Annotated in this window: 19 protein-coding genes and 4 tRNA genes; 11 read left to right on the forward strand and 12 right to left on the reverse strand. The window is 64.7% G+C overall.

All coding sequences use genetic code 11. The features are described 5' to 3' along the window. Positions 1-35: 35 nt before the first annotated feature. The 3 genes from clpX to tig form a co-directional block, all read right to left on the reverse strand. Entirely contained in the window at positions 36-1316 is a 1281-nt protein-coding gene (gene clpX, locus B7D75_RS15975) for an ATP-dependent Clp protease ATP-binding subunit ClpX (protein WP_003087924.1), read from the reverse strand. Positions 1317-1420: 104 nt separating this feature from the next. Then, positions 1421-2062 (reverse strand): ATP-dependent Clp endopeptidase proteolytic subunit ClpP, encoded by a 642-nt coding sequence (gene clpP / locus B7D75_RS15980; protein ID WP_003153591.1) that lies wholly within the window; start codon positions 2060-2062, stop codon positions 1421-1423. Between the two features lie 92 nt (positions 2063-2154). Next, the gene (gene tig / locus B7D75_RS15985) at positions 2155-3465 is read right to left on the reverse strand and encodes a trigger factor (RefSeq protein ID WP_043103119.1); all 1311 of its coding nucleotides are present in this window, start codon (positions 3463-3465) and stop codon (positions 2155-2157) included. A 227-nt stretch (positions 3466-3692) separates the two neighbouring features. Here tig and parR point away from each other — a divergent pair, with 227 nt between their 5' ends. The 4 genes from parR (at position 3693) to B7D75_RS16010 (ending at position 8388) form a co-directional block, all read left to right on the forward strand. After that, positions 3693-4400 (forward strand): response regulator transcription factor ParR, encoded by a 708-nt coding sequence (parR, locus tag B7D75_RS15995; protein ID WP_012076173.1) that lies wholly within the window; start codon positions 3693-3695, stop codon positions 4398-4400. Then, entirely contained in the window at positions 4401-5687 is a 1287-nt protein-coding gene (gene parS, locus B7D75_RS16000; RefSeq protein ID WP_034080099.1) for a sensor histidine kinase ParS, read from the forward strand. Positions 5688-5784: 97 nt separating this feature from the next. Beyond that, the gene (locus B7D75_RS16005) at positions 5785-7587 is read left to right on the forward strand and encodes a serine hydrolase domain-containing protein (RefSeq protein ID WP_107114218.1); all 1803 of its coding nucleotides are present in this window, start codon (positions 5785-5787) and stop codon (positions 7585-7587) included. Between the two features lie 21 nt (positions 7588-7608). Continuing rightward, positions 7609-8388 carry a MipA/OmpV family protein gene (locus tag B7D75_RS16010; protein ID WP_003153595.1) on the forward strand — a complete coding sequence of 260 codons (780 nt, stop codon included), beginning with the start codon at positions 7609-7611 and terminating at the stop codon, positions 8386-8388. Between the two features lie 177 nt (positions 8389-8565). Here the strand turns inward: B7D75_RS16010 and B7D75_RS16015 are convergent, their stop codons facing one another. From B7D75_RS16015 to B7D75_RS16035, 5 genes are all read right to left on the reverse strand, one after another. Continuing rightward, entirely contained in the window at positions 8566-8781 is a 216-nt protein-coding gene (locus B7D75_RS16015) for a hypothetical protein (protein ID WP_003153596.1), read from the reverse strand. Positions 8782-9008: 227 nt separating this feature from the next. Further along, a tRNA-His gene (locus B7D75_RS16020) sits at positions 9009-9084 on the reverse strand. Positions 9085-9150: 66 nt separating this feature from the next. Next, a tRNA-Leu gene (locus B7D75_RS16025) sits at positions 9151-9235 on the reverse strand. Positions 9236-9289: 54 nt separating this feature from the next. Further along, positions 9290-9365 (reverse strand) — tRNA-His (locus B7D75_RS16030). A gap of 51 nt (positions 9366-9416) precedes the next feature. Then, a tRNA-Arg gene (locus tag B7D75_RS16035) sits at positions 9417-9493 on the reverse strand. A 278-nt stretch (positions 9494-9771) separates the two neighbouring features. On the opposite strand from B7D75_RS16035, the gene folD reads away from it, so the two are divergent. Next, the gene (folD, locus tag B7D75_RS16040) at positions 9772-10626 is read left to right on the forward strand and encodes a bifunctional methylenetetrahydrofolate dehydrogenase/methenyltetrahydrofolate cyclohydrolase FolD (RefSeq protein WP_012076177.1); all 855 of its coding nucleotides are present in this window, start codon (positions 9772-9774) and stop codon (positions 10624-10626) included. A 58-nt stretch (positions 10627-10684) separates the two neighbouring features. Here the strand turns inward: folD and cysS are convergent, their stop codons facing one another. After that, complete coding sequence (cysS, locus tag B7D75_RS16045; RefSeq protein WP_003153597.1) at positions 10685-12067, reverse strand: cysteine--tRNA ligase; 1383 nt, start codon at positions 12065-12067, stop codon at positions 10685-10687. A gap of 9 nt (positions 12068-12076) precedes the next feature. Further along, positions 12077-13747 (reverse strand): glutamine--tRNA ligase/YqeY domain fusion protein, encoded by a 1671-nt coding sequence (locus B7D75_RS16050; RefSeq protein WP_034078901.1) that lies wholly within the window; start codon positions 13745-13747, stop codon positions 12077-12079. Between the two features lie 122 nt (positions 13748-13869). Here B7D75_RS16050 and B7D75_RS16055 point away from each other — a divergent pair, with 122 nt between their 5' ends. The 3 genes from B7D75_RS16055 (at position 13870) to B7D75_RS16065 (ending at position 16558) form a co-directional block, all read left to right on the forward strand. Next, on the forward strand, positions 13870-14367 hold the full coding sequence (locus B7D75_RS16055; RefSeq protein ID WP_012076179.1) for a peptidylprolyl isomerase: 498 nt from the start codon (positions 13870-13872) through the stop codon (positions 14365-14367). Between the two features lie 4 nt (positions 14368-14371). Continuing rightward, entirely contained in the window at positions 14372-15094 is a 723-nt protein-coding gene (gene lpxH, locus B7D75_RS16060; RefSeq protein ID WP_034078899.1) for a UDP-2,3-diacylglucosamine diphosphatase, read from the forward strand. Between the two features lie 132 nt (positions 15095-15226). Beyond that, entirely contained in the window at positions 15227-16558 is a 1332-nt protein-coding gene (locus B7D75_RS16065; protein WP_074197322.1) for an SPFH domain-containing protein, read from the forward strand. Between the two features lie 48 nt (positions 16559-16606). On the opposite strand, the gene B7D75_RS16070 is transcribed toward B7D75_RS16065, so the two are convergent. Next, positions 16607-17230, reverse strand: coding sequence for a tRNA isopentenyl-2-thiomethyl-A-37 hydroxylase MiaE (locus B7D75_RS16070; RefSeq protein ID WP_074197320.1), 624 nt, complete (start codon positions 17228-17230; stop codon positions 16607-16609). A gap of 170 nt (positions 17231-17400) precedes the next feature. Here B7D75_RS16070 and B7D75_RS16075 point away from each other — a divergent pair, with 170 nt between their 5' ends. Then, complete coding sequence (locus tag B7D75_RS16075) at positions 17401-18264, forward strand: universal stress protein (protein WP_003152928.1); 864 nt, start codon at positions 17401-17403, stop codon at positions 18262-18264. A gap of 58 nt (positions 18265-18322) precedes the next feature. Here the strand turns inward: B7D75_RS16075 and B7D75_RS16080 are convergent, their stop codons facing one another. Beyond that, positions 18323-18790, reverse strand: coding sequence for a DUF1289 domain-containing protein (locus B7D75_RS16080; protein WP_012076182.1), 468 nt, complete (start codon positions 18788-18790; stop codon positions 18323-18325). Positions 18791-19173: 383 nt separating this feature from the next. Here B7D75_RS16080 and acnB point away from each other — a divergent pair, with 383 nt between their 5' ends. After that, on the forward strand, positions 19174-21783 hold the full coding sequence (gene acnB, locus B7D75_RS16090) for a bifunctional aconitate hydratase 2/2-methylisocitrate dehydratase (RefSeq protein WP_012076184.1): 2610 nt from the start codon (positions 19174-19176) through the stop codon (positions 21781-21783). Between the two features lie 176 nt (positions 21784-21959). Further along, a complete protein-coding gene (locus B7D75_RS16095; RefSeq protein ID WP_034078891.1) occupies positions 21960-23168 on the forward strand; it encodes a CmpA/NrtA family ABC transporter substrate-binding protein in 1209 nt (402 codons plus the stop codon). The last annotated feature ends 15 nt before the right edge of the window (positions 23169-23183 follow it).

Genomic DNA, 23183 nt, shown 5'->3' on the forward strand with positions numbered 1-23183 from the left:
CGGAAAAGAAAAGGGGCCCGAAGGCCCCTGCTCTGTCATGCCTCAGGCGCAGCCTTGGCTGGCTTTTCGCTGTTCTCGTAGATCATCAGGGGTTGCGACGAACCATCGATGACACTCTCATCGATGACCACCTTGCTGACATCCTGCTGGGAGGGAATCTCGTACATGGTATCCAGAAGAATACCTTCGAGAATGGAACGCAAGCCGCGTGCGCCGGTCTTGCGCTCGAGCGCCTTGCGGGCCACGGCCTTGAGGGCGTCCGGGCGGAACTCGAGATCGACGCCTTCCATCTCGAACAGCTTGGCGTATTGCTTGGTGAGCGCGTTCTTCGGCTCGGTGAGGATCTGCATCAGGGCAGCCTCGTCGAGTTCGTCGAGCGTGGCGATTACCGGCAAACGGCCGACAAACTCCGGGATCAGGCCGAACTTGACCAGATCCTCCGGCTCGACCTCCTTGAACGCCTCGCCGACCTTCTTGCCCATTTCCTGGCTGCGCACCTCGGCATTGAAGCCGATGCCGCCGCGCGCGGAACGGTTCTGGATGACCCGCTCCAGGCCGGCGAAGGCGCCGCCGCAGATGAACAGGATGTTGCGCGTATCGACTTGCAGGAATTCCTGCTGCGGATGCTTGCGGCCACCTTGCGGCGGCACCGAGGCGACAGTGCCCTCGATGAGCTTCAGCAAGGCCTGCTGCACACCCTCGCCGGAGACGTCGCGAGTGATGGAAGGGTTATCCGACTTGCGGGAAATCTTGTCGATCTCGTCGATGTAGACGATACCCATCTGGGCCTTTTCCACATCGTAGTCGCATTTCTGCAGGAGTTTCTGGATGATGTTCTCGACATCCTCGCCCACATAGCCGGCTTCCGTCAGCGTGGTCGCGTCGGCGATGGTGAACGGCACGTTCAGCAGGCGCGCGAGGGTCTCGGCCAGCAGGGTCTTGCCCGAGCCGGTTGGGCCGATCATCAGAATGTTGCTCTTGCCGAGCTCGATATCGTCCTTCTTGTCACGCTGGTTGAGGCGCTTGTAGTGGTTGTACACCGCTACCGCCAGAACCTTCTTCGCCCGCTCCTGCCCGATCACGTACTGATCGAGGATGGTGCGGATCTCTTTCGGCGCCGGAAGTTTGTGCCCACTACTTTCCGCCTGCGCTTCCTGCACCTCCTCGCGGATGATGTCATTGCACAGGTCGACACACTCGTCGCAGATAAAGACCGAGGGGCCGGCAATCAACTTGCGCACTTCGTGCTGGCTCTTGCCGCAGAAGGAGCAATACAGCAGCTTGCCGTTGTCCTCGCCGTTGCGGGTATCAGTCATTCGATCGATCCAATGGGTAGCTTCAAACACAAGATGAAGGCAATTGTGGGCATTTTCAAGCCCACGAGGCGGCCGAATGTCACGGCCGCCAGCATTGCGGAGCCTTAGACGGCCTGGTCGCGCTGGGTCATGACCTTGTCGATCAGGCCATACTTGACGGCTTCGTCACCGCTCATGAAGCGATCACGATCGGTGTCGCGGGCGATGACGTCCAGCGGTTGGCCGGTATGGTGCGCCAGAACCTGGTTCAGACGTTCCTTGATGAAGAGGATTTCCTTGGCATGGATCTCGATATCCGAGGCCTGGCCCTGGAAACCGCCCAGCGGCTGGTGGATCATCATCCGCGAATGCGGCAGGCAGTAACGCTTGCCCGCGGCGCCACCGGCCAGCAGCAAGGCACCCATGCTGCACGCCTGGCCGATACAGGTGGTCGACACGTTCGGCTTGATGAACTGCATGGTGTCGTAGATCGACATCCCGGCGGTCACCGAGCCACCCGGCGAGTTGATGTACAGGTGGATATCCTTCTCGGGGTTCTCGGCTTCCAGGAACAGCAACTGGGCAACCACCAGGTTGGCCATGTAGTCCTCGACCTGGCCGACCAGGAAGATGATCCGCTCCTTCAGCAGGCGGGAATAGATGTCGTAGGCGCGCTCACCGCGGGCGGACTGCTCCACCACCATGGGCACCAGGCCACCGGCGGCCTGGATATCGGGAACGTGCGGAATAAAAGAGTTGCGAGACATGTCTAGCGATCACTCCCTAACAGATAGTGAAGCCTCAAAGACGCACAAGCCAGCACTAAGGCTGGCTTGTGGGGTTCGAACGAGAGGACGAATCAGGCCGCTTGCGGAGCTTCGGCCGGCTTGACCGCTTCCTCGTAGGATACCTGCTTATCGGTCACAGTGGCCTTTTGCAGGACAGTATCTACGACTTGTTCTTCCAGTACAACAGAACGGACTTCGTTCAGCTGGGGCTCGTTCTTGAAGTACCAGGCGACGACCTGCTCGGGCTCCTGGTAGGCGGAGGCCATTTCCTCGATCATCTCGCGCACACGGGCTTCGTCGGCCTTCAGCTCGTGCTGCTTGACCACTTCGGCAACGATCAGGCCCAGCACCACGCGGCGCTTGGCCTGCTCTTCGAACAGCTCCGCCGGCAGTTGGTCCGGCTTGATGTTGCCACCGAACTGCTGGACGGCCTGCACGCGCAGACGGTTCACCTCGTTGCCGATCAGCGCCTTGGGAACCTCGATCGGGTTGGCCTGCAGCAGACCTTCCATGACCTGGTTCTTGACCTTCGACTTGATCGCCTGGCGCAGCTCGCGCTCCATGTTCTTCTGCACTTCCGCGCGGAAGCCATCGAGGCCGGTTTCCTTGACGCCGAACAGGGCGAAGAATTCCTCGTTCAGTTCAGGCAGCTTGGGCTCGGCAACGCTGTTGACGGTGACGGTGAACTCGGCGGCCTTGTTGGCCAGGTCCAGGTTCTGGTAGTCCTCGGGGAAGGTCAGGTTGAGCACGCGCTCTTCACCGGCCTTGGCGCCCACCAGGCCCTCTTCGAAACCGGCGATCATGCGACCGGAGCCCAGCACCAGCAGGGTGCCCTTGGCGGAACCGCCGGCGAAGGCTTCGCCGTCGATCTTGCCGACGAAATCGATGTTCAGCTGGTCGTCGTTCTGAGCGGCACGCTCGACCACTTCGAAGCGGGTGTTCTGCTTGCGCAGGACGTCGAGCATGTTATCGACGTCGGCGTCTGCCACCTCGGCCTGCAGGCGCTCGATCTTGATGCCTTCCAGGCCGGAAACGGTGAACTCGGGGAAGACTTCGAAAGTAGCGATATATTCCAGGTCCTTGCCCTTTTCGAAGGACTTGGGCTCTACCGACGGCGAACCGGCCGGATTCAGCTTCTGCTCGACCACGGCTTCATAGAAGGTTTCCTGGATCAGATCGCCCATGGCTTCCTGACGCGCGGAAGCTTCATAGCGCTGACGAATGACACTCATCGGCACCTTGCCGGGACGGAAACCTGGAATCTTGGCACGACGGGCGGTCTGCTGCAGACGCTTGTTGACTTCGGTCTCGATACGCTCGGCAGGCACACCAACGGTCATGCGGCGCTCAAGAGCGGAAGTGCTTTCAACAGAAACTTGCATGGATATTCCTCGTTGCACAGACGTAAGCCGGTCCTTCCGGCTCCCAGAATCAAGGGCATGCATTCTAGTAGAGGGAAATGCAGAAGTCACCCCGGCAGGATGCAGTGGCATCGCGGGAATATTCCGACCGCTTTCCCAAGGTCGCCACGTCGTCGACCGCCACTGGAGCTTCGCCCGGGACCGACGCATATAATGCCCGCCGATTCCGTTCCCACCGATGAATCCTTATGGACTGCCCTACCCTCAGCAAGGTATTGCTCGTCGAAGACGACCAGAAGCTCGCCCGCCTGATCGCCAGCTTTCTTTCCCAGCATGGTTTCGAAGTGCGCCAGGTACACCGCGGCGATGCCGCGTTCGGCGCCTTTCTCGACTTCAAGCCGGAACTGGTGGTCCTCGACCTCATGCTTCCCGGCCAGAACGGCCTCCAGGTGTGCCGCGAGATCCGCCGCGTGGACAATCTGCCGATCCTCATTCTCACCGCCCAGGAAGATGACCTGGACCACATCCTCGGCCTGGAGTCCGGCGCCGACGACTACGTGATCAAACCGATCGAACCCCCGGTGCTGCTGGCCCGCCTGCGCGCCTTGATACGTCGCCACGCACCGCTGCCCGCCTCGCCCGAAACCCTGGCGTTCGGCCAACTGAACGTCGATCGACGGCGCCGCGAAGCGGAACTGGATGGTCGCAGCATCGAACTGACGACCATGGAGTTCGAGCTGCTCTGGCTACTGGCCAGCCAGGCGGGGGAGATCCTTTCCCGCGACGAGATCCTCAACCAGATCCGCGGTATCGGCTTCGACGGCCTGAACCGCAGCGTCGACGTCTGCATCAGCAAGTTGCGCAGCAAACTGAAGGACAATCCTCGCGAACCGGTCCGGATCAAGACTGTCTGGGGCAAGGGCTACCTGTTCAACCCGCTGGGCTGGGAACTCTGAATGCTGCGCCTGTTCCTGCGACTCTACCTGCTCCTGGCCCTGGGCTTCGCCGCCGCGATCTTCGTGGTCGATCATGTCCTCGACGCCGCCTACGACAGCATCCTGGAGAACTATCACCGCGACGCCGTGCGTGGACAGGCCTATTCGCTGGTGGAGAAGCTGGCCCCGCTGGATCAGGCCGGACGCCTGCGCCAACTCGAGGAATGGCGCCCCCACTACGGCCTGGGCCTGAGCCTGACGGACGCCGGCCTGGCGAAGCTGACGCAGGAAGAACGGGCACTCCTCGACAAGAACCTTCTGGTCGTGCGCGAGGACTTCACCGAATTCATCAGCCGCATCGACGACGGCCCGCAACTGCTGGATATCAAGCTGCCGCCGGAACCCTCCCTGACTCCGCTGTACACCGTACTGGCCTATATCCTGCTCGGCGCGCTGGTCGGCATCGCCCTGCTGGTCTGGGTACGCCCGCATTGGCGCGACCTCGAGACGCTGCGCCTGGCCGCGCAGCGCTTCGGCGACGGCGACCTTTCATCGCGCACGCGCATCTTCCGGCGCTCCGATATCCGCACCCTGGCCGAACACTTCAATCAGATGGCCGATCGCATCGAGGGCCTGATCAGCAACCAGCGCGAGCTGACCAACGCGGTTTCCCATGAGCTGCGCACGCCGATCTCCCGCCTGTCCTTCGAACTCGAACAACTGAACAAGCAGATCGGCGCCGAAGCGCGCCAGGAGCTGATGGAGGATATGCGCGCCGACCTTGGCGAACTGGAGGAAATGGTCTCCGAACTGCTCACCTACGCCCGCCTGGAACACGGTGCGGTCGGCAGCCACCGGGAAATCGTCGATGCCGCGAGCTGGCTGGACAGCGTGGTCGCCGACGTCACCCTAGAGGCCGAGGCCGCCGGCATCACTTGCGAGATCAGCGCCTGCCAGGTCGAGCAGATCCGCATCGAGCCGCGCTTCATGGCTCGCGCCGTGATCAACCTGCTGCGCAACGCGATCCGCCACGCGCATTCACGCGTCGAGATCGCCCTGCTCGACCTTGGGGAAACCTGCCAGATACGGGTCAACGACGACGGCCCGGGCATACCGGCTGACGCCCGGCAGAAGATCTTCGAACCCTTCTCGCGCCTGGACGATAGCCGCGACCGCAGCACTGGCGGTTTCGGCCTGGGACTGGCGATCGTTCGCCGGGTCGCGCAATGGCATGGCGGCCACGCCGAAGCGCTGGGAGCCCCGCAAGGCGGCGCTTCGTTCCGCCTGACCTGGGCGCGCCCGCACTGAAGGCTTAACAATCTTTCACAGATTGCTGACAAAGCTGCTGGGATTGTCCGCAGCACCGCCCCTAGCATGAGACACCTCGCTTACTGCCAGGTGCTCCATGTTCCGCGCAATGCATCTCCCTCTCCTCGGCTGCCTGATCGGCGCCAGCGGCTGCCAGGGCCTGCCACCCAGCTCTCCGATGACAAGCACCGATCCGGAACACTACGGCGAGGTCATCGATTACCTGCAGCAGCATATCCGCCAGCAGATGAAGCTCCAGAAGGTCCCCGGCCTCGCCCTGGCGCTGGTCGATGATCAGCAACTGATCTGGGCACGCGGCTTCGGCTACGCCGACGTCGAACGCAGGAGCAACGCCAGCGAGCACACCGCCTTCCGCGTCGGCGGCCTGTCCAAACTGCTGACCGCCAGCGCCTCGCTGCAACTGGCAGAGCGCGGGCTGCTGCCGCTCGACAGCCCCCTGCAGGACAGCCTGCGCGAGTTCTACGTCCGCTCGCGGTTCCATGCCGACCAGGGCGAGGCGGATCGCGCCGTTACCATCCGCCGGCTGCTCAGCCACCAATCCGGCCTGCCTGGCGACCACATGCCGGATCTGTTCGACGACCGCCCACTGCCACTGGCACAGTTGCCCGCGAAAGTATCCGGAGTCTGGCTGAGCAATCCACCCGGAACCCAGGTCGCCTACTCCAACCTGGGCTACGCACTGCTCGGCGCGGCCATCGAACGCAGCAGCGGCGAGGATTTCGAGCAGCACCTGCAGGACAGCCTCCTGCGCCCCCTGCAGATGTCCCGCTCCAGCTTCGCCACGCACACGCGGACGGAACAGCATCGCGCCCGCGGCTACGGCGCCACCGAAGACGAGTCCCGCGACCTGCCGGCCAACGGTTTGTGGGCCAGTCCGGCCGACCTCAGCCGCTTCGTCCGCATGCTGTTCGCCAACGGCCGGTACAAGGACCGGCAGTTGCTGCGCAAGCAGTCGGTCGAGGAGATGTTCCGCCAGCAGAACGTCGGCAACGTCCTGGACTTCGACTGCCAGGTGGGTCTCGCGTGGTTCCTGACGTCCTGCGGCACGCCGTCCCTGGAAAACGCCGGACGCCACTACGCCTACGCAGGAAGCGCGGCGGGCTTCCACGCCTACCTGATCCTGGCACCGGAGCAGCGCCTGGCGGCCATCGTCATGAGCAATTCCGCCGCCGCCGGCAGCCTCACCTCCTCCCTGGCGCGGCATGCGCTTTCGCTGATGCTGCGGGTCAAGCAAAGCGGCGCGCCCACCCCGATGACAACGACGCCCTCCAGATCCGCGGGTCTGGCAGTACCAAGCCCCATGGATCGCCAGCGGCTGAGCGGTCATTACGCGACCAGTCTTGGACTGGTTCGCCTGCACGAGCGCAAAGGCCGCCTGTATGCCGACTTCGGCGACCAGCGCGTGGAGCTGATGCGCAATGCCGCGGGCTGGCTCCAGGCGAGAAAACGGCTGCTGGGACTCTGGCCCGTCGACCTGAAGGAACCCGGGCAACCGCAACTGGACGTCGTCAGCCATGGTCAGCGACAGATCCTGGTCTGCCGCCGCCACGGACGAACCACCTACCTTGGCGAGCGCATCGCCCGGACACCCCTGCCCCAGGCCTGGGTAGATACCGTCGGCAGCTACCGCGTGTCCGGCAATGGCGGGCACAGCTACCTCGATGGCCTGTCGATCAGGCTAGCGGATGGCTTCCTGCTGGTGCGCGGACGAACCGGAAACGGCCAGCTCGGCGAATTCATCCTGCAACCCGTGGACAGCGCGCATGCGGTCCTGGCCGGCAGCGGCCAGGGCCTGGGGGACACCTTCAGCCGTGACTTCGACGGCCTGAACGCGCTCGGCTACCGCTTCGCCCGCCAGGGCACCCAGGCATCACCCTGAACCAATCGAAAGGAATCCCTCATGAAAACCGCCTCCCTGTGCCTCGCCGGCACGCTCGCCGGCCTGTGTTCCGCCGCCACCGCCGAGGAATGGCACTACAGCCTCGGCCTGGGCGCCAGCAACGCGCCCCGCTACAGCGGTAGCGACGAACGCGTCAGCGCTCCCCTGGTCAATCTGGAAGTGGAGGGTCCTTATGGATTTTTCCTGGACCTGGACAAAGGGCTCGGCTGGCAACATGACTGGCAGGACGCCAGTCTTGCGCTCTACGCGGGCCCCAGCGAGCGCCGCAAGGACCGCCGCTCGCGCTTCCATGGCTCGGACCGCCTGAACGGCCTGGGCTCGATCGATGCCCGCCCCCGGCTCGGCCTGGCCGGTACCTACGATATAGGGCCGGTCACGCTCGGGGCGACCTTCGAGCACGCCCTGCGCAAAGACAGCGAGCGCGACACCGGCTCCGCCTTCAGCAGCCTGGAACTGAGCCTTTCCGGCGAACTGTACGAAGGCCGCTTCGGCCGGCTGAACGGGGCTCTCGACAGCCGCTTCGGCGACGGCGACTACCTGCGAACCTGGTACGGCGTCAGCGCGCGACAAGCGGCGCGCAGCCGCTTCAAGGCCTACGACGCGCACGGCGGATTGGTGAGCATTGGCGCCAGCCTGACCTGGCGCTATCCCCTTGGCCAGGACACCAGCCTGATCGGCGCCTTCGACATACAACGCCTGGCCGGCGACGCCGGCGACAGCCCGATCGTCGAACGTCGTACGCAAAGCTCGCTCAGCGCGCTGGTGGAATACCGCTTCTGAAACGACACGCAAGAGAGAGCACGGACATGTTCACGACCTTCGCCCTCCGTGGCCGCCAACCCTACATCGCCCGCCGAAACGCCCTGCAGGGCAACGCCCCGCTCCAGAAACCGACAGGCCGCCAGGAGCCCCCGGCAGCCACGGGAAAATCCTGATCCTCCTCGGCCACGGCGCGCTTCACTGGCAACGGATCACGCCGCTGGCGATGTCGTCATCGATGGAACGAAGCACATCGGCACCCTGGTGCATTCGCTCGATCACTTCGAGCAAGCGCTGAGCCAGCCTGGGATCGCTCGAGCGCTCGACGGCGCGCATGATCTCGACGGCCGCAGACTCATGATCGTTGGCCATCTGTTTCAACGCCTTGCGCAAGCGCTGCTCGGTCCATTTCATCGACATGTCCTTCACTCATACTGCCTAGAGGGGCCCGGCAGGAACACGGGCCCGCTTAAGAGCGCCGCGCCGGTGACAAGTTCAACCCGTCGACATGCCCGGCCGACACCAGCGAGCCAGGCGGAAGCGATGGCGTGGCGGAACCGCGGGAAATCCGGGGAAAGACGATGCAGAGGCGTGGGGGGGGAAACGAAAACGCCAGGCGCAAGGCCTGGCGTTCGAAAATATGGGGTGGACGATGGGAATCGAACCCACGACACCAGGAGCCACAATCCTGTGCTCTACCAACTGAGCTACGCCCACCATATTTCAAATCGTACCGGATTATCCGGCGTTACCCGCGGCGGTCGACTGGACTCTGCCTGAAGGTGGTGCGGACGGAGAGACTCGAACTCTCACGCCTTGCGGCGCTGGAACCTAAATCCAGTGTGTCTACCAATTCCACCACGTCCGCGGGACACTGCTTGGAAATGAAAACGCCAGGCCTTGGGCCTGGCGCTTCGGAATATGGGGTGGACGATGGGAATCGAACCCACGACACCAGGAGCCACAATCCTGTGCTCTACCAACTGAGCTACGCCCACCATATTACGACTTGCGGTAAAACATCGCCTGCTTCTTGCCGATTCGCCGAATGGCGCACCCGGCAGGACTCGAACCTGCGACCATCCGCTTAGAAGGCGGATGCTCTATCCAGCTGAGCTACGGGCGCTTTATTCATCTGCATTCAATGCTGAGCGCAAACTTTAAGCTCTGGCAATCACAAAGTCAGCAACCGACTTGCATTACCTCTTACCCTGCGTCCGGCTGTGCTCGGCAAGCGGGGCGCATGTTATACAGGGGGCGAAAGGCCGTCAACGGGTTTTTTAAAAAAATTCAGTCATATAAAGGAGTTACGGCAAATCAGCGGGCCGCCTCCTTTGCCCCGGGCGGCGTCCGTGCGAAAATGCGTACCCTTTTTCCACCCGATTCGATGGTTACCCTTCCGACATGACCGCACAACTGATCGACGGCAAAGCGATCGCCGCCAACCTTCGCCAGCAGATAGCCCAACGCGTGACCGAGCGCCGCCAGCAAGGCCTGCGCGTTCCCGGCCTGGCGGTGATCCTGGTGGGCACCGATCCGGCCTCTCAGGTCTATGTGGCGCACAAGCGCAAGGACTGCGAGGAAGTCGGCTTTCTTTCCCAGGCCTACGATCTTCCCGCCGATACCAGCCAGGACGAGCTGCTGGCACTGATCGACCGCCTGAACGACGACCCCGCCATCGACGGCATCCTGGTCCAATTGCCGCTGCCGGCCCACCTGGATGCCTCCCTGCTGCTGGAACGCATCCACCCGGACAAGGACGTGGACGGCTTCCATCCCTACAACATCGGACGCCTGGCCCAGCGCATGCCGCTGCTGCGCCCCTGCACCCCGAAGGGCATCATGACCCTGCTCGCCAGCACCGGCGCCGACCTGTACGGCATGGACGCGGTGGTGGTCGGCGCCTCGAACATCGTCGGTCGGCCGATGGCCCTGGAACTGCTGCTGGGCGGCTGCACCGTCACCGTGACCCACCGCTTCACCCGCGATCTGGCGGCCCACGTGTCGCGCGCCGACCTGGTGGTGGTCGCCGCCGGCAAGCCGGGGCTGGTCAAGGGCGAGTGGATCAAGGAAGGCGCCATCGTCATCGACGTCGGCATCAACCGCCAGGCCGACGGCCGCCTGGTCGGCGACGTGGAGTACGACGTTGCGGCCCGGCGCGCCAGCTGGATCACCCCGGTTCCGGGCGGTGTCGGACCGATGACCCGAGCCTGCCTGTTGGAAAATACCCTGCACGCAGCCGAGCACCTGCACGACTGAGGGTTTCCGGCAATGAAAAGCCCCGCGAACGCGGGGCTTTTCATTTATCGCTGCGGACTCAGTCGGCCAGGCGCCAGGTAGTGCCGCCCTTGCCATCCTCCAGCACCACGCCCATGGCAGTGAGCTGGTCGCGAATCCTGTCGGACTCCGCCCAGTTCTTCGCCGCCCGTGCTTCCAGGCGCGCCTGGATCAGCGCCTCGACCTCGGCCGCGTCGACCTTGCCCTCGGCGCCCGCCTGCAGGAAGGCCTCCGGCTCCAGTTGCAGCACACCGAGCAGGCCAGCCAGTTGCTTCAGGCGCGCCGCCAGGGCCGCCGCAGCCGGCAGGTCGCTGTCGCGCAGGCGGTTGACCTCCCGGGCCAGCTCGAACAGCACCGAGCAGGCGCCAGCGGTGTTGAAGTCGTCGTCCATCGCCGCGGCGAAGCGCTCGACATGCTCGGCCGCTTCCGCCGGCGCCGCCTCCGGCAGGCCTTTCAGGGCATTGTAGAAACGATCCAGGGCGGCCTTGGCCTCACGCAGGTTCTCCTCCGAGTAGTTGATCGGGCTGCGGTAATGGCTGGCGATCAGCAGATAGCGCACCACCTCGGGGTGGTATTTCTCCAGCACCTCGCGGATGGTGAAGAAGTTGCCCAGGGACTTGGACATCTTCTCGCCATTGATGGTGATCATTCCGCAATGCAGCCAGGACTTGGCGTAGGGCTTGCCAGTCGCCGCCTCGCTCTGGGCGATCTCGTTCTCGTGGTGCGGAAACTCCAGGTCGTTACCGCCGCCGTGGATGTCGAAGGAGTCGCCCAGGCAGCAGGTGGACATCACCGAGCATTCGATATGCCAGCCCGGGCGCCCCTCGCCCCAGGGCGACGACCAGCTCGGCTCGCCCGGCTTGGCGCCCTTCCAGAGCACGAAGTCGAGCGGATCCTCCTTCGCTTCGCCCGGCTCGATCCGCGCGCCGATGCGCAGGTCCTCGACCCGCCGACGCGACAGCTTGCCGTAGCCGGCGAACCTGCCGACCCGGTAGTACACGTCGCCGTTGCCGGGGGCATAGGCATAACCCTTGTCGATCAGGGTCTGAATCATCGCGTGCATGCCGGCGATATGGTCGGTGGCGCGCGGCTCCTGGTCCGGCTTGAGGATGTTCAGCCGGGCCTCGTCCTCGTGCATCGCCGCGATCATGCGCTCGGTCAGCACGTCGAACGGCTCGCCGTTCTCGTTGGCGCGATTGATGATCTTGTCATCGATATCGGTGATGTTGCGCACGTACGTCAGGTCGTAGCCACGATGGCGCAGCCAGCGCGTGATCACGTCGAACGCCACCATGCTGCGGCCGTGGCCCAGATGGCAATAGTCGTAGACGGTCATGCCGCACACGTACATGCGCACCTGGTTGCCGACCAGCGGGGTGAAGACTTCTTTGGTCTTGCTCAGCGTGTTGTAGATCTGCAGCACGGTCTTTCCTCAGCCCTGTCCCCAGGAGTCACGCAGGGTGACGGTACGATTGAACACCGGCTTGCCCGGCCTGGAGTCCTTCAGGTCGGCGACGAAATAGCCTTCGCGCTCGAACTGGAAGCGATCCTCCGGGTTCGCCTGGCCCAGCGACGGTTCGGCGCGGCAGCCGGTCAGGACCTGCAGGGAGTCGGCGTTGATGTTGTCGAGGAAGCTGCCACCCTCTTCCGCCTTCTCCGGATTGGCCGAGCGGAACAGCCGGTCGTACAGGCGCACCTCGCACTCGACGCTGCCTTCGGCCGGCACCCAGTGGATCACGCCCTTGACCTTGCGGCCCTCGGGGTTCTTGCCCAGGGTGTCCGGGTCGTAGCTGCAGCGCAGTTCGACGATGTTGCCATCGGCGTCCTTCACCGCTTCGTCGGCACGGATCACGTAGCTGCCACGCAGGCGCACTTCGCCACCGGGAATCAGGCGTTTGTAGCCGACCGGCGGGACTTCCTCGAAGTCACCGGCATCGATGAACAGCTCGCGACCGAACGGCAGCACGCGCACGCCCATGTCTTCCTTAGGATGGCGCGGCAACTCGAGGTTCTCCACCTGCCCCTCGGGGTAGTTGGTGATCACCACCTTCAGCGGTTTCAGCACGCACATGGCACGCGGCGCGCTGGCGTCCAGGTGGTCACGGATGCTGAATTCGAGCATGCCGATGTCGACCACGCCGCTGGCACGGTTGACGCCGATCATCTCGCAGAAGTTGCGGATCGACTCCGGGGTGTAGCCGCGGCGGCGATAGCCGGACAGGGTCGACATGCGCGGATCGTCCCAGCCGCTGACATGGCCCTCGTCGACCAGTTGCTTGAGCTTGCGCTTGCTGGTCACGGTGTAGTTCAGGTTGAGCCGGGAGAATTCGTACTGGCGCGGTTGCGCAGGCACCGGCAGGTTGGCCAGGAACCACTCGTAGAGCGGGCGATGGTCTTCGAACTCCAGGGTGCAGATCGAATGGGTGATGCCCTCGATGGCGTCAGACTGGCCGTGGGTGAAGTCGTAGCTCGGATAGATGCACCACTTGTCGCCGGTCTGGTGATGATAGGCATGGCGGATCCGGTACAGGATCGGATCGCGCAGGTTCATGTTCGGCGAACTCATGTCGATCTTCGCCCGCAGCGAACGGGCGCCGTCGGGGAACTCACCGGCCTTCATGCGGGCGAACAGGTCGAGGTTCTCCTCCACCGAACGGTCACGGTAGGGGCTGTTGCGGCCCGGCTCGGTGAGGCTGCCGCGGTACTCGCGCATCTCCTCGGGACCGAGGTCGCAGACGAACGCCTTGCCGGCCTTGATCAGCTCGATGGCCCAGGCATGCAACTGGTCGAAGTAGTTGGAGGCGTAGCAGACCTCGCCGGACCACTGGAAGCCCAGCCACTTGATGTCGGCCTCGATGGCGTCGATGTACTCCTGGTCTTCCTTGGCCGGGTTGGTGTCGTCGAAGCGCAGATGGCAGTCGCCAGCGAATTCCTGGGCCAGGCCGAAGTTCAGGCAGATCGACTTGGCGTGGCCGATGTGCAGGTAACCGTTGGGCTCCGGGGGGAAACGGGTGACGATCTTCGCGTGCTTGCCGGCATCCAGGTCGGCTTGAACGATCTGGCGCAGGAAGTTCGGGGCGGCGGTGGTCTCTGGCTTGCTCATGGGATCCTTGGTCATGCTCTCGCCCGGCCAGGGTAGGCCAGGCAAATCAAAGCGCTTATCATAGCCGAAGCTGTCAACCCCCTGACAGGCCTTCGATTTTCACGACAAAGCGGATTACCCACATGATCAAGCTGCATACCAACCATGGCGTCATCACCCTGAAGCTAGACGAAGAGAAAGCCCCGGAAACCGCGGCCAACTTCAAGGAGTACGTGAAAAGCGGCCACTACGACAACACCATCTTCCACCGCGTGATCAACAACTTCATGATCCAGGGCGGCGGTTTCGAGCCGGGCATGAAGCAGAAGTCCACCCGCGCACCGATCAAGAACGAGGCCAACAACGGCCTGACCAACAAGGTCGGCAGCATCGCCATGGCCCGTACCATGGACCCGCATTCGGCCAGCGCGCAGTTCTTCATCAACGTCGCCGACAACGACTTCCTCAACCATACCGCCCCCACCACCCAGGGCTGGGGCTATGCCGTATTCGGCGAAGTGGTCGAGGGCATGGACGTGGTCAACAAGATCAAGGGCGTGGCCACCACCATGCGCAGCGGCCACCAGGACGTGCCGGCCGAGGACGTGATCATCGAGAAGGCCGAAATCGTCGAAGAGTGAAGCGATGAGCGTCCTGTTCATCTCGGACCTGCATCTCGAAGCGGAACGCCCGGACATCACCCGGGCGTTTCTGTCTTTTCTCGATGAGCGCGCCCGCCGGGCCGAGGCCCTGTACATACTCGGCGACTTCTTCGAAGCCTGGATCGGCGACGACGGCATGGACGCCTTCCAGCACTCCATCGCCACCGCGCTGCGCCAGGTGGCCGACGGCGGCACGCGCCTGTACCTGATGCACGGCAATCGCGACTTCCTCATCGGCCAGGCGTTCTGCCGCGAGGCCGGCTGCACGCTGCTGCCCGATCCGAGCGTGATCGACCTCTACGGCGAGCCTGTATTGCTGATGCACGGCGACAGCCTGTGCACCCGCGACGAGGCCTACATGCGCCTGCGTCGCTGGCTGCGCAACCCGCTCACGCTCTGGGTACTGCGCCACCTGCCGCTGGCCACCCGGCACAAGCTGGCGCGCAAGCTGCGCAAGGAAAGCCGGGCGCAGACCCGGATGAAAGCCGTCGACATCATCGACGTCACCGCCGACGAAGTGCCCCTGGCCATGCGCAGGCATGGCGTGCGTACCCTGATCCACGGCCACACTCATCGTCCGGCCGAGCATGCGCTGGAAGTCGACGGCCAGCCCGCCCGGCGCATCGTGCTCGGTGACTGGGACCGCCAGGGCTGGGCGCTGGAAGCCGACGCCGACGGACTGCGCCAAACCCCCTTCCCGCTCTGATATGCCCAGGCCCGCCCCGCGGGCCTTTCAGCCAGAGCCTATGCAGTTCGCATTTTTTTCATCGTCCATCTTGACGCCGCGGGCCACCTTTCAGCAGGATCGCGCACCCCACCCCCGCATCAAGGAATGATCGTGCTCATCTCGAAGGGAAACCTGATCAAGTTCGTCGCCGCTCCCATCGGCGTTCTGGCCCTCGGCTTCGGCCTGTTCAACGGCGTGTTCTTCTACAACGAAGCCGGCTTCATGACCCACGTACGGACCATCTTCGGCGACGAGAAGATCGTCGACGACGTCGGCTACGCGACCAAGTGGTTCGGCCGCGCCACCACCTGGAAGAAGGCCATCAGCGTGCAGTCCGTGCTGATCACGGACGACAACGACACCAATCCGGACAACGACGGCCTCGGCGCCACCATCGAGGCCTTCCCGATCGTCTTCCTCGGCAACGTCGATGCCAAGGTCGAGTCCTCCGCGCGCTTCCGCCTGCCCGGCGGCGAGCCGTTCCTGAAGATGGCCCAGGAATACCGCAACCCGGACAACTTCATCCGCACCGCGCTGGTGCCGGCGATCAAGGAAACCCTCCAGGCCACCGCCTCGCTGATGAGCGCCGACGACTACTATGCCGGTGCCCGCAGCGAATTCGCCGCCGAGTTCGAGAACCAGCTCAACGACGGCCTGTACCTGATCAAGCGCAAGGAAGTCCGCGGTCCGCGCGGCGCCGTCCCGCACCAGACCGCGATCCTCCAGGCCGGCACCGAGCAGGGCGCGTTCGGCGACAACAACGCCAGCCAGTTCGTCACCGAGAAGGTCACCGATGCCAAGGGCATCCCGGTACGCAAGCAGCAGCAGTTCCGCAAGTTCGGCGTCGAAGTGGTGGAGGCGCGGATCACCAATGTCGACCCCAACCCGCAGTACAAGCAGCGCATGGTAAAGGTCCAGCAGGCGCTCGCCGAGCTGGCGGTGGCGCGGCAGAACCGCCTGAAGGAAGAAGAGGAAAAGCTGCTGGTCACCGCCCGCGGCGAGAAGGAAGTCGAGGCCAAGCGCCAGGAAACCCTGCGCGACCAGATCGAACGCACCACCCAGGCGGAAACCGACAAGCAACTGGCGGTGATCAACGCCGAGCGCGAGAAGCAGCGCGCCGAGATCGAGAAACAGACCGCCGAACTGCTGCGCGACAAGGCCACGGTGACCGCCCAGGCCACCAAGATCACCGCCGACGCCGAGGCCTACGCCCGCGAAGCGGTGATCAAGGCGGACGGCGCGTTGCAGCCGAAGCTCGACGCGCTGATCGCGATCAACAAGGTCTGGGCCGAAGCCGCCGCCCAGGCCCCCGTCCCCAGCGTGATGATGGGTGCCGGCGCCAACGGCGCGGCGAGCCGCCAGGACGAGATCGGTCAGTTGATGGGCGTTCTGGCGACCAAGGCCGCCCGCGACCTGGCCCTCGACCTCAAGGTCAAGGACTGATCCAGGCAGCAAAAAAAGCGCCCCGCGGGGCGCTTTCCTGTTTCCGGCTCAGGCCACCAGGTCCACCGGGAGGCCGCTGTGGAAGCGGAACTCGTTGTCCGGGCCGCTGATCAGCTCGGCCTCCTTGGCCCGCACCACCTCGATCGTCCGCTCCACGTCGGCCTCGTCGCCATACTGGTAGGCCAGCTTCAGATAGTCCTGGAAATGCCGCGACTCGGACTTCAGCAAACCGCCGTAGAACTTCGCCAGCTCCGCGTCCAGGTGCGGCACCAGGGCGGCGAAACGCTCGCAGGAACGCGCCTCGATGAAGGCGCCGACCACCAGCGTATCGGTCAGCCGCTGCGGCTCCTGCTTGCGCACCAGGTCGCGCAGCGCCGAGGCGTAGCGGGAGGCGCTGACATTGACCACCGGGATCCCGCGCTTCTTCAGGATCGCCAGCACCTGCTCGAAGTGGCGCAGCTCCTCGCGCGCCAGGCGGCTCATCCTGTTCACCAGGTCCAGGCGGCCGGAGTACTTGCCGATCAGTTGCATCGCCGTCGCCGCGGCCTTCATCTCGCAGGCCTTGTGGTCCAGCAGCATGACGTCCTGGCGCTGCAGGGCCGCCTGGACCCAGGCGGCGGGAGTGGAACAGGCGAGGAATTGGTCGATCTCGGGCAACATGGCGCAGGTCACTCATTCTGGAAAGGGCCTGCCACGACGCTGGCCGGGGCAGGAAAGGCGGAGCATTATACGGAAGCTGCGACGGTCGGGCAGGCCGACCCGCTTGATATGCATCAAGAGCAGCGGCGGGATTGCGTCTAGAGTTGTTTCAGCGATAACCACAAGCACTCAGGGAGACGATCATGCAAGCCATTCGCAGCATCCTCGTGGTGATTGAACCGGACCAACTGGAAGGTCTCGCCCTGAAACGGGCGCAACTGATCGCCGGCGTGACCCAGTCGCACCTGCACCTGCTGGTCTGCGAGAAGCGCCGCGACCACAGCGCCGCCCTCAACGACCTGGCCCAGGAGCTGCGCGAGGAAGGCTACAGCGTCTCGACCAACCAGGCCTGGAAGGACTCCCTGCACCAGACCATCATCGCCGAGCAGCAGGCCGAAGGCTGCGGGCTGATCATCAAGCAGCACTTTCCCGACAACCCGCTGAAAAAGGCCATCCTCACCCCGGACGACTGGAAGCTGCTGCGCTTCGCCCCCTGCCCGGTACTGATGACCAAGACCGCCCGTCCCTGGACCGGCGGCAAGATCCTCGCCGCGGTCGATGTCGGCAACAACGATGGCGAGCACCGCGCCCTGCACGCCGGAATCATCAGCCATGCCTACGACATCGCCGGCCTGGCCAAGGCCACGCTGCACGTGATCAGCGCCCATCCCTCGCCGATGCTCTCCTCCGCCGACCCGACCTTCCAGCTCAGCGAGACCATCGAGGCCCGCTACCGCGAGGCCTGCCGCACCTTTCAGGCCGAATACGGCTTCAGCGACGAACAACTGCACATCGAGGAAGGCCCGGCCGACGTGCTGATCCCGCGCACCGCGCAGAAGCTCGACGCGGTGGTCACGGTGATCGGCACCGTGGCGCGCACCGGGTTGTCCGGCGCACTGATCGGCAATACCGCGGAGGTGGTGCTGGACACCCTGGAGAGCGACGTCCTGGTGCTCAAGCCGGACGACACCATCAGCCACCTGGAGGAACTGGCCAGCCAGGACTGACGGGACATCGGAGTGAAAAAAGCCGCCCTCGGGCGGCTTTTTCCTTCACGGGCCGGCGTCAGCGCCCGCTGGCCTGCAGGAACGAGGGCGCGATGTAGCGCTGGTAATGCGCCTCCGACAGAAGGAAGAATTCCCGATCGATGGCATCGCGCAGGTCCGGCAGGTTCCAGTCGCGGAACTCCGGCAGCAGTGCCACGCCGTAGGCTTCGATCTGGTTGATCAGCCGCGAACCGCGGGCGATCAGCTGGTAGGCCCAGCAATAGGGCGACTGCTCGGGGACGAAGCGGATCTGCCGCTGCTCCAGTTGCAGGCGCAGGCGCGCGGCGTCGAAGACTTCCAGCTTGGCGGCCATCACCTGGGCCAGCAACTGCTCCAGGCGACTCCAGACCGCGCGCTTCTCTTCGGCGTCGTAGAGGTTCCAGTTGACCACCTCGTGGTGGAAACGCTTGCAACCACGACATACCAGGTCGCCGTATACCGTGGAGCAAAGCCCTACGCAGGGGGTTTTGATTCTTTGCGAAGACATGACCGGGACAACGAAGACAAAGCGGCATCTTAGCCCTTTGTCTAATCAAGATCACCCCATGGCGCCTGGGGTTTCCGACTTAACTTTGTGCGGAGTTTCCAGTAATATTGCTCCGCCTTTTTAGGCGCCAATGTCCGTTAGAAGCTGTTTTCAAAGCGTCACGAGCACAGTTTCCGGCAGGTACGCTGGCGACGGCGCCACCCTCAAGCGTCTCGCCAGCCCCACACCCCAGCCCGCCGGCGTAAAACTTTGAAAACAGCTTCTGTCTGGAACCTGCCGATGCCCTCGTAGGTTGGTGGATTACCGTCCACCTGGGCCTGACGAGCGGATCTGCGTCGGTTCCTGGATACGTGTCCCCCGGGACCACTGATGAGGGAAATACTGTGCTTGAAGCCTACCGCAAACACGTAGAAGAGCGTGCCGCCCAGGGTGTCGTGCCCCAACCGCTGAACGCCGAACAGACCGCAGGCCTGGTCGAGCTGCTGAAGAACCCGCCGGCCGGCGAAGAAGAATTCCTCCTTGACCTGATCACCAACCGTGTACCGCCGGGCGTCGACGAAGCCGCCTACGTCAAGGCCGGTTTCCTTTCCGCCATCGTCAAAGGCGAAGCCACCTCCCCCCTTATCGACAAGCAACGTGCCGTCGAGCTGCTGGGCACCATGCAGGGCGGCTACAACATCGCCACCCTGGTCGAGGTGCTGGACGATGCCGAACTGGCCAGCATCGCCGCCGATCAGCTGAAGCACACCCTGCTGATGTTCGACGCCTTCCACGACGTCGCCGAACGCGCCAAGAAGGGCAATGCCGCGGCCAAGTCCGTGCTGCAGTCCTGGGCCGATGGCGAGTGGTTCAAGGCCAAGCCGGAAGTCCCGGAAAAGCTGACCCTCACCGTGTTCAAGGTCCCCGGCGAAACCAACACCGACGACCTCTCCCCCGCCCCCGACGCCTGGTCGCGCCCGGACATCCCGCTGCACGCCCTGGCCATGCTGAAGATGGCCCGCGACGGCATCGAGCCGGTCCAGCCGGGCTCGGTCGGTCCGCTGAAGCAGATCGAAGCGGTCAAGGCCAAGGGCTTCCCGGTCGCCTACGTCGGCGACGTGGTCGGCACCGGCTCCTCGCGCAAGTCCGCCACCAACTCGGTGCTGTGGTTCTTCGGCGACGACATTCCGTTCGTGCCGAACAAGCGTGCCGGCGGCTTCTGCTTCGGCACCAAGATCGCGCCGATCTTCTACAACACCATGGAAGATGCCGGCGCCCTGCCGATCGAGTTCGACTGCACCAACCTGGCCATGGGCGACGTCATCGACGTGTACCCCTATGAAGGCAAGGTCGTTCGCCACGACAGCGGCGAAGTGGTCACCACCTTCGAGCTGAAGACCCCGGTCCTGCTCGACGAAGTCCGCGCCGGCGGCCGTATTCCGCTGATCGTCGGCCGTGGCCTGACCGAGAAGGCCCGCGCCGAGCTGGGCCTGGGCGCCTCCGACCTGTTCCGCAAGCCGGAAGCCCCGGCCGACAGCGGCAAGGGCTTCACCCTGGCGCAGAAGATGGTCGGTCGCGCCTGCGGCCTGCCGGAAGGTCAGGGCGTGCGTCCGGGCACCTACTGCGAACCGAAGATGACCACCGTCGGCTCCCAGGACACCACCGGCCCGATGACCCGCGACGAGCTGAAAGACCTCGCCTGCCTCGGCTTCTCCGCCGACCTGGTGATGCAGTCCTTCTGCCACACCGCGGCCTATCCGAAGCCGATCGACGTCAAGACCCACCACACCCTGCCCGACTTCATCATGACCCGCGGCGGCGTGTCCCTGCGTCCGGGCGACGGCATCATCCACAGCTGGCTGAACCGCATGCTGCTGCCCGATACCGTCGGCACCGGCGGCGACTCGCACACCCGCTTCCCGATCGGCATCTCCTTCCCGGCCGGCTCCGGCCTGGTGGCCTTCGCCGCCGCCACCGGGGTGATGCCGCTGGACATGCCGGAGTCGGTGCTGGTGCGCTTCAAGGGCAAGCTGCAACCGGGCATCACCCTGCGTGACCTGGTCCATGCGATCCCCTACTACGCGATCCAGCAGGGCCTGCTGACCGTCGAGAAGAAAGGCAAGAAGAACATCTTCTCCGGCCGCATCCTCGAGATCGAAGGCCTCAACGACCTGACCGTGGAGCAGGCCTTCGAGCTGTCCGACGCCTCGGCCGAGCGTTCCGCCGCCGGCTGCACCATCAAGCTGCCGGAACAGGCGATCGCCGAGTACCTGAAGTCCAACATCACCCTGCTGCGCTGGATGATCGGCGAAGGCTACGGCGACCCGCGCACCCTGGAGCGTCGCGCCCAGGCGATGGAAGCCTGGCTGGCCAAGCCGGAGCTACTGGAAGCCGACAAGGATGCCGAGTACGCCGCGGTGATCGAGATCGACCTGGCCGACGTCAAGGAGCCCGTGCTCTGCGCGCCGAACGACCCGGACGACGCGCGCCTGCTGTCGAGCGTACAGGGCCGCAAGATCGACGAGGTGTTCATCGGCTCCTGCATGACCAACATCGGTCACTTCCGCGCCGCCGGCAAGCTGCTTGACAAGGTCAAGGGCGGTATCCCGACCCGTCTGTGGCTGGCCCCGCCGACCAAGATGGACGCCCACCAGCTGACCGAGGAAGGCTACTACGGCATCTACGGCAAGGCTGGCGCGCGCATGGAAATGCCGGGCTGCTCGCTGTGCATGGGCAACCAGGCTCGCGTCCAGACCGGCTCCACCGTGGTCTCCACCTCGACCCGCAACTTCCCGAACCGTCTGGGCGACGCCACCGATGTGTTCCTGGCCTCGGCCGAGCTGGCGGCGGTCTCCTCGATCCTCGGCAAGCTGCCGACCGTCGAGGAGTACATGGCCTACGCGAAGGACATCGACAGCATGGCTGCCGACGTCTACCGCTACCTGAGCTTCGACCAGATCGCCGAGTTCCGCGAAGCGGCCGCGAACGCCAAGATCCCGGTCGTCCAGGCCTGATCCCAGCGACGCGTCGAAGAAGCCCCGCCCCGTGCGGGGCTTTTTCTTGCCCGCGCGAAGGTCCGCCGCCTCCTGGCATAGCGCTTGCTGCTGCCCCGGCGATGGTGCGCGCCAGCGATGGCGCCTGCACGCCGGACAAGGGGCGAGCGTACCGCCCCGCCGTATACGAGGTGACGATGACAGACAGAGCGATACGCAACCAGGCCTGGGTCGGCGGCTCCGACGCACCGGAAAAGAGCGCCCTGGACATCGGCTTCATGGCGCTGACCGACTCGGCCTCGCTGATCGTCGCCGCCACCCAGGGCTTCGCCCAACCCTACGGCCTGACCCTCAACCTCAGGCGCCAGCCGTCCTGGGCCACCCTGCGCGACAAGCTGCTGAATGGCGAACTGGACGCCGCCCAGTGCCTCTACGGCCTGGTCTACGGCGTGCAGCTGGGTCTCGGCGGCAGCCCGCCGCGCGATATGGCGGTACTCATGGGTTTGTGCCAGAACGGCCAGGCGATCAATCTTTCCGAATCGCTGAAGCGCGCGGGCGTGACCAGTCCCGAGGCACTGCTCCGCCATCGGCGCCAGAATGGTGCATGCCTGACCCTGGCGCAGACCTTTCCCACCGGCACCCACGCCCTGTGGCTGAACTATTGGCTGGCGAGCATCGGCCTGGATCCGCTGCACGACGTGCACAGCGTGGTGGTTCCGCCGGCGCAGATGGTCAGCCACCTCCAGGCCGGGCGCATCGACGGTTTCTGCGCCGGCGGCCCCTGGGGCGCCCTGGCCGTGGAGCAGGGCCAGGGCTTCACCATCGCCACCAGCCAGGCGATCTGGCCGGACCACCCGGAAAAGGTCCTCGGCGCCACCCGCGCCTTCGTCGACACCCATCCGAACACTGCCCGCGCGCTGGTGATGGCGGTCCTCGACGCCAGCCGCTTCATCGAACGGAACGCCGAGAACCGCCTGGGCACCGCGCAGCTGATCAGTGGCCGCGACTATGTAGACGCGCCGCTCGGCGCGATCCAGCCGCGCTTCCTCGGCCGCTACCAGGATGGCCTCGGCAACGCCTGGCAGGATCCCCATCCGCTGCGTTTCTTCGGCGAGGGCGCGGTCAACCGGCCCTGGCTCTCCGACGGCCTGTGGTTCATGACCCAGTTCCGCCGCTGGGGCCTGCTGCGCGAGGACCCGGACTACCTGGCCATCGCTCGCGCGGTGCAGCAGACCGCGCTGTATCGCGACGCCGCCAGCGCCCTCGGCCTGAACATGGAGGGCGGCGACATGCGCAGTTCGACGCTGATGGACGGCCGCACCTGGGACGGCAGCGACCCCGCCGGCTACGCCCGCAGCTTCCCGATCCATGCCCTGGCCGACGCCGGCCAGGGCATCGTCCTCTGACCCTGGTGCGCCCGC

Source organism: Pseudomonas paraeruginosa (assembly GCF_003025345.2).
GTDB classification, from domain to species: Bacteria; Pseudomonadota; Gammaproteobacteria; order Pseudomonadales; family Pseudomonadaceae; genus Pseudomonas; species Pseudomonas paraeruginosa.